The organism is Candidatus Hydrogenedens sp., assembly GCA_035361075.1.
GTDB lineage: Bacteria > Hydrogenedentota > Hydrogenedentia > Hydrogenedentales > Hydrogenedentaceae > Hydrogenedens.
Genome location: DAOSBX010000042.1, coordinates 18,217 through 27,061, shown reverse-complemented (window position 1 = coordinate 27,061; position 8,845 = coordinate 18,217). Strand labels below are relative to the sequence as shown.

Here is an 8,845-nt window from a genome sequence, read left to right as displayed (position 1 = left end):
TAATTTTCCTTGATATTCCCCTGTTAGGGTCTTTAAGAACTTTGTAATTTTTTCCTCTTCTGCTTTTGGTATCTGTTTTCCTACCTGATACTTCAGCATGATATTCACTACTTTTTGTAGGTCATCGGTAGAACCATCATGAAGATATGGTTGTGTAACTGCAATATTGCGAAGTAATGGCACTTTAAATTTATGTTTATCTTCTTCGTTTTTCGTTACATTATATCTCCCCAAATCGGCTTCTTTTATTTCTCCACCACGATCTTTGAAATAATCTGTTTTCAAGCCCATCTTTTCATAGGATTGCCCACCCATAGCTTTGCCTACATGACAGGTGGCACATCTATATTTTTTAAATAGAGCATATCCTTCTTTTTCTTCAGCATTCAGGGCATCTGCTTTCCCTAATAAAAATTGGTCGAATCGAGAATTGGGAGTTATAAGGGTCTTTTCAAATTCTGCGATGGCGTTTGTAAAGTTGTCTTTATTGTATCCTGATGGATAGACTTCAAGGAAAGCCTGTGTGAATTCTGCATCTTGATTTAATTTAGATGTTACCTCTTCCCAATTGGAAGCCATTTCAATTGGATTATTTACGGGACCATCTGCCTGTTCTTGTAAATCTTTTGCTCTGCCATCCCAGAATTGAACGAAGTTAAATAGTGCATTATAAACAGTGGGAGCATTAATAGGTCCAATGGCTCCGCCGACACCTTCTGAAAACTTTTTGCGGTCAACACCACCTGTTGCTAAATCATGGCACCCAGCACAGGCAAGGGTGTTATCTTTAGACAATCTTTTGTCATGGTATAATTTATTTCCAAGTGCCACTTTCTTTTCATCTACATCTACCTTTTGAGGTAAAGGTTGGACAACTTCTTGTTTTAAGTTTTCAGGAATACCTTCTGTGGCATAGTGTTTGGCTCGCGTAGACTTTACCCAGGTTAAAATTAAGTTTTGTTCTTCTTTTGAGAGCATACTATCCCAATGAAGAGCAATGTATCGTAATGGAGGCATTTCATTCATTAATGTTGTGTGTTCAATTTTTGCTAATGCTACTTCTGTAGGTGGTTTGTTTTCTCCAGGGAAAAGTTCCTTTAGCATGTTCATGTAGAATAAGCCCAATTTAATATCTGCTTCTATAATTCCTTTAGCAATAGGGAAGTTTGCATAGAATGGAAGTTTATATTCTTTTGTATGGCAATTCACACACTTTTTTTCTAATATAGGTAATACTTTTGCAAACGTTGGGTCATCTACTTTTTTGTCTGTTATTGTTGTTCCGACAGGTGGTCCAACAATAAGATTTACGATAGGGAATGCTAATGCGACAATGACACCAACGACAATAAGACCAATAATGTACTTCTTCATACGCTCTTCTCCTTATTAAATTGTTTTCCCAACCCCAGTCTCCAATATTAGTATAATATATTACAAAAGTATTTTCAAGTAACAGGAATAAATATAAAATTTTTAATTGCTTTTTTTAAGTATTATGAACTCAAAAACTTTGGAAAATTACCTGGATGATAATAATTCTTATCAACTAATTGATTCTGGTGATAGAGTTAGGTTAGAACAGATAGGACCTTATAAAGTTATACGTCCAGCACCAGAAGCATGTTATCCCAAAAGTCTTCCAGAGCTGTGGAATAAAGATATTGACGCAATATATCTTCGTTCATCTGAAGGTGGAGGGCACTGGGAATATCGAAGGTTAATACCCCAACAATTTCCAGTTTCTATAAAAAATCTTCATGCCTATGCAAAGTTAACTGGTTTTGGTCATATCGGTTTTTTCCCAGAACATTATCATTTATGGAATCTTTTGTTAAATCTCAAAGTAGAAAATAGTAGCGATATCAACGTATTAAATTTGTTTGCATATACTGGCTTATCCACAGTTGCATGTGTGAAAAAAGGATTTAATGTTTGTCATGTTGATTCATCAAAAGGGATGGTGGAACTCGCTAAAATGAATATGGTTTTAAATAATCTTGATAATAGTTCTGCCCGATGGATGGTTGAAGATGTAAAAAAATTTGTTTCAAGAGAAGTTAGACGAGACAAAACGTATAATGGTTTTATTCTTGACCCTCCTTCTTTCGGGAGAGGACCTAAAAATGAGGTTTGGAAGTTAGAACAACATATATCTGCCTTGTTTGAAGATTTAATGATACTATGTAATTATTCGCCTTTATTTGTATTTTTCACATGTTATTCCTCAGGATTCACACCTCTTATTTTAGAGAGACTATTAAAGACATTTATCAAAAGTGATGGAATTTTTCTATCAGGTGAGTTAGCGATAAAGGAGGCTTCTGGGTATCCTTTCTCTTCTGGTGGGTTATGTAGTGTTTACATAAGAAAAGATATAGCACCTCAAAATATCTCTATTTTTCAGGATTTTTAACTAAAATAAAAAAGGGAGATAAAGTTTAACTTCATCTCCCGATATATCTAATGTGTAATGGTCTTTAATTTAAAAGTGGAGCGAATCCGTCTTCTGTACCTTCTTGTATAATATAGCCTTTACCTGGTGCATTATACAGTTGAATTTGTCGTAATAGTTCAGAGAGGTCAATTTTCCAATCCTGAATACGATAATCCGCTGTATGTGGTCTACAATTTCTGTGTTTTCCTTCACCTGGCATAAATCCATCTTCAGAGGTTTCATCACATCCATAACCACCAGAATTAAACATCTGTATAACTCGTAACATTTCTGTTAAGGAAATGGCCCAATCTCGATTTGAGTCTGCAGAATGTGCTTGTTCTGGAGCCCAACCTTTTAATAACACTGTTTCACAGACAGGTGACCTTAACTCTTCACTATCGGGAGTTCTATAGAGAACCTGTCCACTAAATACAGCAGTTCCATCTGCATCGTTTGGCACTAATACTGTATAAGCAACTTTTACTGGGAATGGTGGTATATTCATCCATGCGAATTCAAGGGTTCCAGTAGCACCTTGTGATGGAGCAACTGAAGCCCCACTTGTTTCGATTATAGATTGTAACTCCCACCCAGTCGGGAGTGTCTCTTGTAATCCCAAAGCAGAAATTCGTAATCTTTGTGGGTTCCTAATTGTCAATATTACAGTAACTAACTGTCCAGGCCAATAACGTTTGTTATTTGTAGTTGCACGTTCTAATATTAGTGTTGTTGGCTGATTCTCGCCACCAGGTCCACCAGGTCCGCCAGTCCCATTTTCACCAGTACCTCCTTGCCATGCATTGGTACACTTATCAATGATAGACTGTAATTCATTCATTGTTAGTGTTCCATTTGCATCTAAGTCTAACAACATAATGGCTTTTGTAAGCCATGTCATATCAATAGGGCTTTGAAGGGCAGTACTTATTAAATTTGTAATATCTTCGATTGAAAGGTCACTTTCTTGTTGACCAATCTCTCCATATAGTTTCAACAAATATTGAGCTAATCTACATGGGTCCCAAACATCTGGAATATCTACTTCGCCTTCTCCACCTGGGACAATGTTACAATCTTCTAATATTTTCTTGACTTCTTCTATGACTACCTTTCCATCAGCATTTAAATCGAATTGTGTAAAGATCTCAGTTAAAATAGAGCTGTCAATAGGCAACGTAATATTTATACTCACAAGACCTGTTATTTCATCAAGAGTTATTGCACCATCACCGTTCTGGTCAATATATTCGAAATATTTTAAAACTATTGGTGCAATAATACATGGGTCTCTCGGAATTTCGATTTCACCTTCGATAGGTGGCCAGATTTCACCTTCAATCGGGATTATTTCGTCACAATTCGCTATAATCTCATTTAATTCATCTTTTGTTATGCTTTCATCTGCATTCAAATCTAATTTCTTAAATATTTCAACAATTAACTCTTGGTTAATAGGTAATGGATAAATCATAATCACAGGACCTGTTACTTCATCAAGAGTTATTGCACCATCACCATTCTGGTCGATATATTCGAAACTCTGTAATACGATGGGGGCAATCAAGCACGGGTCTGTCGGAATATCAATTTCTCCCTCGATAGGCCAGGGTTCACCTTCAATTACTATATTGCATAAACTGTCAATAATGGTCTGTATTTCCTCACGAGAAATAGCTGAATCCCCATCTAAATCAAATTCTGCAAATAACATATCTACTGTGGCTGGGTCAACAGGAATAGGATAAACAACGGTCAACGTTGTAATAAGTTCATCTCTTGTTATTTTTCCATCCTTATTTGCATCGAGCATATCAAAATATTCTAACGCAATAGGTCCTAATGCACATAGGTCGAGAGGTATTTCACCTTCGAATGATGGTTCACCTTCCCAACCTTCCCAACCTCCATTTAACAGATATAAAACTGTATTTAAATCGTTACAATCAATAAGACCGTTAGCATTAAAATCAATAGATGCAAATTGGTCTTCTGTAAGATATTGTGAGACCTCATCGTAATCAATCATTTGATTTCCATTCTTGTCAACCATACTTAAAACATTGTTTGGGTCAATACCAACCTGTGGAGCTAATAAAGTTAATTCGAAGACAATCTCTTCTATACTTAATCCGCCATCTTTATTTAAATCAGCAATAGCAAAAATTTCGTCTAAGTTATCAGTAAGATTAAGAGAGTAACCTGATAAAAATCTGTTTATTATGGTTAGTATTTTTTCAATCTCTTCTTTACTTATTTGCCCATTATTGTCTAAATCAACCAATGGGAAAAATATTTCGATTATAGAGCGAATATCTGTCGTTGGTAAAGGACATTCGCCATTATCTCCTCCACCATTATATCCACATTCTTCTGCCCATGCTTTCAGTTCTTCCATCGTTATTTCACCATTTGAATCTAAATCAAATGCGGAAAATAGTACATCAAAATCAACAATAGGCGGATAGATCAAGATGATAGGGAAATTCAATTCATCTTTTGTAATTACACCATCACTATTCTGGTCTAATTCGTCAAAACTACTAATTGCTAAATCAACCCAGTCGCAGGGGTTTGTTTCAGGTGGGATAACTTCTCCTTCCCATATTTCTCCTTCTATGATAATTTCGCCTTCCCATGTTTCACCTTCTATATCAATGGGTGGTTCTCCTACATCTTCACAATCGATAACACCATTCATATTTCTATCTAACATTTTGAATTGGTCTGATGAAACATAAGCAGATACTTCCTCATATTGAATTAAGGCGTCTCCATTTGTATCTACTAATGAAAGAATTCCAGCAGGTAAATATACCTGTAGCAATGCTATTATCGGCTGAAATTCTTGACGGTCTACTTTGCCATCTCTGTTAGTATCAAACATAGTAAAATACTGTTCTGGAACAGGATATAATGCTGACAATTCATCCAGTGATAAGCCTCCATCTCCATTAGTATCAACGAGAGGCCAGATGATATCTAGTATGGCATTAGGGTCATTTGGCAATGGACAGGGTGGGTTTGTGGCTGTTTGAGCCCATGGCGACAATAGTACCATCATAAACCCAATCATTGTTAATGTTGTAATCTTGTTCATATATTTATCTCCTTTGTTAATTTTTATTTTCATCAATTTAAGTTCATATATTTATTTTATCACAAATTTCCTAAAATTAAAAGATCAAATAATACAAATTTTTATATTTGCGGAGGGGATAAAGAACCGAGATGAAAAGCAAAATATTTTGCTCCTTCAGTGTTAAGCCCACATACTATTTCATACCCCATTTTTTCTTTTTCCATTAGCACCCTTTTCCAATTATCATTTGAAAGACTTTCCCCACTGTTGTTTTGTGGTGTTTTCATTTTGATATTTTTGAAATTCGAGTTATCTTTAATAAATCGTTGTGATATTGAGATATATCCTATTTCATTTTTTACTATTCTTTCCTGCTTCTTACCCAGATTTTTTATAAGAATTTGCAAATCTTGTATATCAACTTTACCATCACCATTTATATCGGGGATAGATGTCATATTATATGAAACAATCCCTGCAATCATCTGTTGAACATCACAAACATCTACCTTCCCATCATTATTTATATCTAAATTGATGTGTTCTGAATGTAAAAACGTTCCCCCAAACAACCCCCCGATGATTAAAATAGCAACTATTTTTACTTTAAGTTTAATCATATCTTCCTTTATTTATAATTATAGCATAAATTTGGAAATGAATCAATAATATTTATTTTATTTTTATTCCATCCATTACCATAAATGACATGTCAACTATTATAATAAAGTATCAATAATAAAAATTTATTTCATGAGGAGGTAAAAAATGTCGTTCTGGACTTTTATGGGTGAAATTTTTAGAGCGAACAAAACAACAGGTGCAATTGCTCCAAGTAGTCCTGCATTGGCAGATTGTATTACTGATCTGGCAAATTTACAAGATGCAAAAGTAATTGTAGAGTTTGGACCTGGAACAGGGGTCTTTACCGAATATATTCAAAAGAAGAAAAATCCATCTGCTTATTTCCTTGCGATGGAGATTAATCCAGTTTTTGCGAAAGCGACAAAGGAACGATGTCCCGAGGTACATGTCGTTCAGGATTCTGCTGAGAATACAATGAAATATTTAAATGAGGCAGGATATAACTATTGTGACGTTATCATTTCTGGCCTACCCTGGACACGATTTGAAGATGAACTCCAGAATAAATTACTTAATGCGACCTATGTGTGTCTACGTGAAAAAGGGACATTTTTAACATTTGCTTATTTCTTTAGTCCCTGGGTTCCTTCTGGTAAAAAGTTTTTTAAAGGTAAACTACCTAAAAAATTTAACAATAAATGCAGTCGTTCACCTATCATCTTAAAAAACTTTCCTCCCTGTCATGTTTATATCTGTGAAAAATAAACCATTTCATTTCAGGGACTAAAAATGAAACCTATCCATTGTGCTATTGTCGGTTGTGGCAATATTTCTGATGTTTATATAAAGAATATACTACGTTTTACAAATTTAAAATTAATGGGATGTTCGGACATCCTTAGAGAAAAAGCCGAAGAGAAAGCACAACAATACAATCTAAATGTATATGACACAAATGACGTTTTTGATTCTGACAACATTGATTTAATCATTAATTTAACAATTCCGTCATCTCACTTTGAGGTTTCATTAAAGGCATTAGAACATGGAAAACATGTGTATAGCGAGAAACCTCTTGCCCTAACAAATGAACACGCAACCACTCTATTAGAAATTGCTAACAAAAACTCGTTATTCGTCGGATGTGCTCCAGACACTTTTTTAGGTGCAAGCTGGCAAACAGCAAAGAAACTAATCAATGATGGCTGGATTGGTAAACCTCTTTCAGCCACTGCTTTTATGCTTTGCCATGGTCATGAATCATGGCATCCCTCTCCTGAATTTTACTATCAAAAAGGAGGCGGTCCTTTGTTTGATATGGGTCCTTACTATCTCACAGTTCTCATTTATCTTCTTGGACCTGTAAAATCTGTATTTGCTGTTGGAAAAAAATCTTTTGATACACGACTTACTACAAGTATGCCAAAATTTGGTGAAAAGGTAATAGTAGAAATACCAACCCATATTCATGCAACACTTTGTTTTGAAAATAATATTATATGTACACTTATTGTTAGTTTTGATACATGGGCTCATCGTTTGCCTTATGTTGAAATTTACGGTGAAAAAGGCTCTCTCTCCTTACCTGACCCTAACCAATTCTTTGGGACTACTTACTATTATAATCAATATATGAAAGAGTGGAAGGAAGTACCTACATGTTATGACATTTTCACTAATATGCGAGGTATCGGCATAAGTGATATGGCAACTGCAATACAAGAGAAGAGGCAATTTTTAGCGAATGGTGAATTAGCCAGACATGTTGTTGATATTATGGAAAAAATTCAGGAATCCGTAACTACAGGGGAACACCTTCAAATAGAAACAACGTGTCCTTGTCTCAATGTATTTAATCGTATAACTACCGCTTCAATCCTTCCCGACGGCAAAACATAATTTATCATTATTATCTTTATTTGGTGTTCCATTTTGATTTTCAATTCTACGTTTAATATATAATCTTTTTGACGAATAAATATAATTAATATGTATATTAAAGGTTTAGTTAATACTAATTAACGTTGTTATCTTATGGCATATAAAGAGCATGTAAAAATACTTGAATCTGGAATTGAAATCTGGAACCAATGGAGAGATAGTGACCCAGCAATTTCCCCTGATTTAAGTGGATTAAATTTTTCAAAGAGGAATCTGGTGGGTATCAATTTCAGAATGTGTGATTTAAGACATTGTGTGTTTAGTGAAGTTGATTTACGTAGGGCAAATTTTCGGAAAGCCTATCTTCATTCCGTATCGTTTATTAAGTGTGATTTGAGAGATATAAATTTTAGTCATGCAGATTTAACCTACGTAAAGATAGTTGACTCTTTATTAGACGGAAGTAACTTTTCATGTGCAATACTCAACGAAATAGATTTTTCTAACAAAATCATGCACCAATTTGATTTTTCAGAAAGTCATCTTTATCGGGCTAAATTTAGAAACTGCGATTTAACCAGGTGTAATTTCAGAAAGGCATATTTAGGAGAAGCTGATTTTTTCATGGCAAATTTATCTCAGGCAGATTTAAGGGAATCAAATTTGTCTGGAGCAAATTTATCCAATGCCTTTTTAAAAGACGCTCATCTTGAAGGAGCCATCATTACAAATGCTAATTTCGATGGAGCCATTTTATCAACACGTCAAAGACTATCTCTTTTGTTTCCTTTCCTCCCCCTTAAATAATTTATTCTTATTCTCTTCTGAAACTAATTTCTGGCTTCTTCTGTCATACTAAA

Annotated in this window: 7 protein-coding genes; 4 read left to right on the top strand and 3 right to left on the bottom strand. The window is 34.7% G+C overall.

The window, feature by feature from the left end; genetic code table 11:
• On the bottom strand, positions 1 to 1,374 hold a 1,374-nt coding region (locus PLJ10_11565), incomplete at its 3' end, for a cytochrome c peroxidase (protein HOK10282.1).
• Between the two features lie 124 nt (positions 1,375 to 1,498).
• On the opposite strand from PLJ10_11565, the gene PLJ10_11560 reads away from it, so the two are divergent.
• On the top strand, positions 1,499 to 2,416 hold the full coding sequence (locus PLJ10_11560) for a class I SAM-dependent methyltransferase (GenBank protein HOK10281.1): 918 nt from the start codon (positions 1,499 to 1,501) through the stop codon (positions 2,414 to 2,416).
• Between the two features lie 64 nt (positions 2,417 to 2,480).
• Here the strand turns inward: PLJ10_11560 and PLJ10_11555 are convergent, their stop codons facing one another.
• The gene (locus tag PLJ10_11555; protein HOK10280.1) at positions 2,481 to 5,537 is read right to left on the bottom strand and encodes an EF-hand domain-containing protein; all 3,057 of its coding nucleotides are present in this window, start codon (positions 5,535 to 5,537) and stop codon (positions 2,481 to 2,483) included.
• Positions 5,538 to 5,638: 101 nt separating this feature from the next.
• On the bottom strand, positions 5,639 to 6,139 hold the full coding sequence (locus tag PLJ10_11550; GenBank protein ID HOK10279.1) for a dockerin type I domain-containing protein: 501 nt from the start codon (positions 6,137 to 6,139) through the stop codon (positions 5,639 to 5,641).
• A gap of 148 nt (positions 6,140 to 6,287) precedes the next feature.
• Here PLJ10_11550 and PLJ10_11545 point away from each other — a divergent pair, with 148 nt between their 5' ends.
• The 3 genes from PLJ10_11545 (at position 6,288) to PLJ10_11535 (ending at position 8,792) form a co-directional block, all read left to right on the top strand.
• Positions 6,288 to 6,869: an rRNA adenine N-6-methyltransferase family protein gene (locus tag PLJ10_11545; GenBank protein ID HOK10278.1), complete on the top strand. Its 582-nt coding sequence runs from the start codon at positions 6,288 to 6,290 to the stop codon at positions 6,867 to 6,869.
• Positions 6,870 to 6,893: 24 nt separating this feature from the next.
• Complete coding sequence (locus PLJ10_11540; protein HOK10277.1) at positions 6,894 to 8,003, top strand: Gfo/Idh/MocA family oxidoreductase; 1,110 nt, start codon at positions 6,894 to 6,896, stop codon at positions 8,001 to 8,003.
• A gap of 135 nt (positions 8,004 to 8,138) precedes the next feature.
• The gene (locus PLJ10_11535; GenBank protein HOK10276.1) at positions 8,139 to 8,792 is read left to right on the top strand and encodes a pentapeptide repeat-containing protein; all 654 of its coding nucleotides are present in this window, start codon (positions 8,139 to 8,141) and stop codon (positions 8,790 to 8,792) included.
• Positions 8,793 to 8,845: the final 53 nt, after the last annotated feature.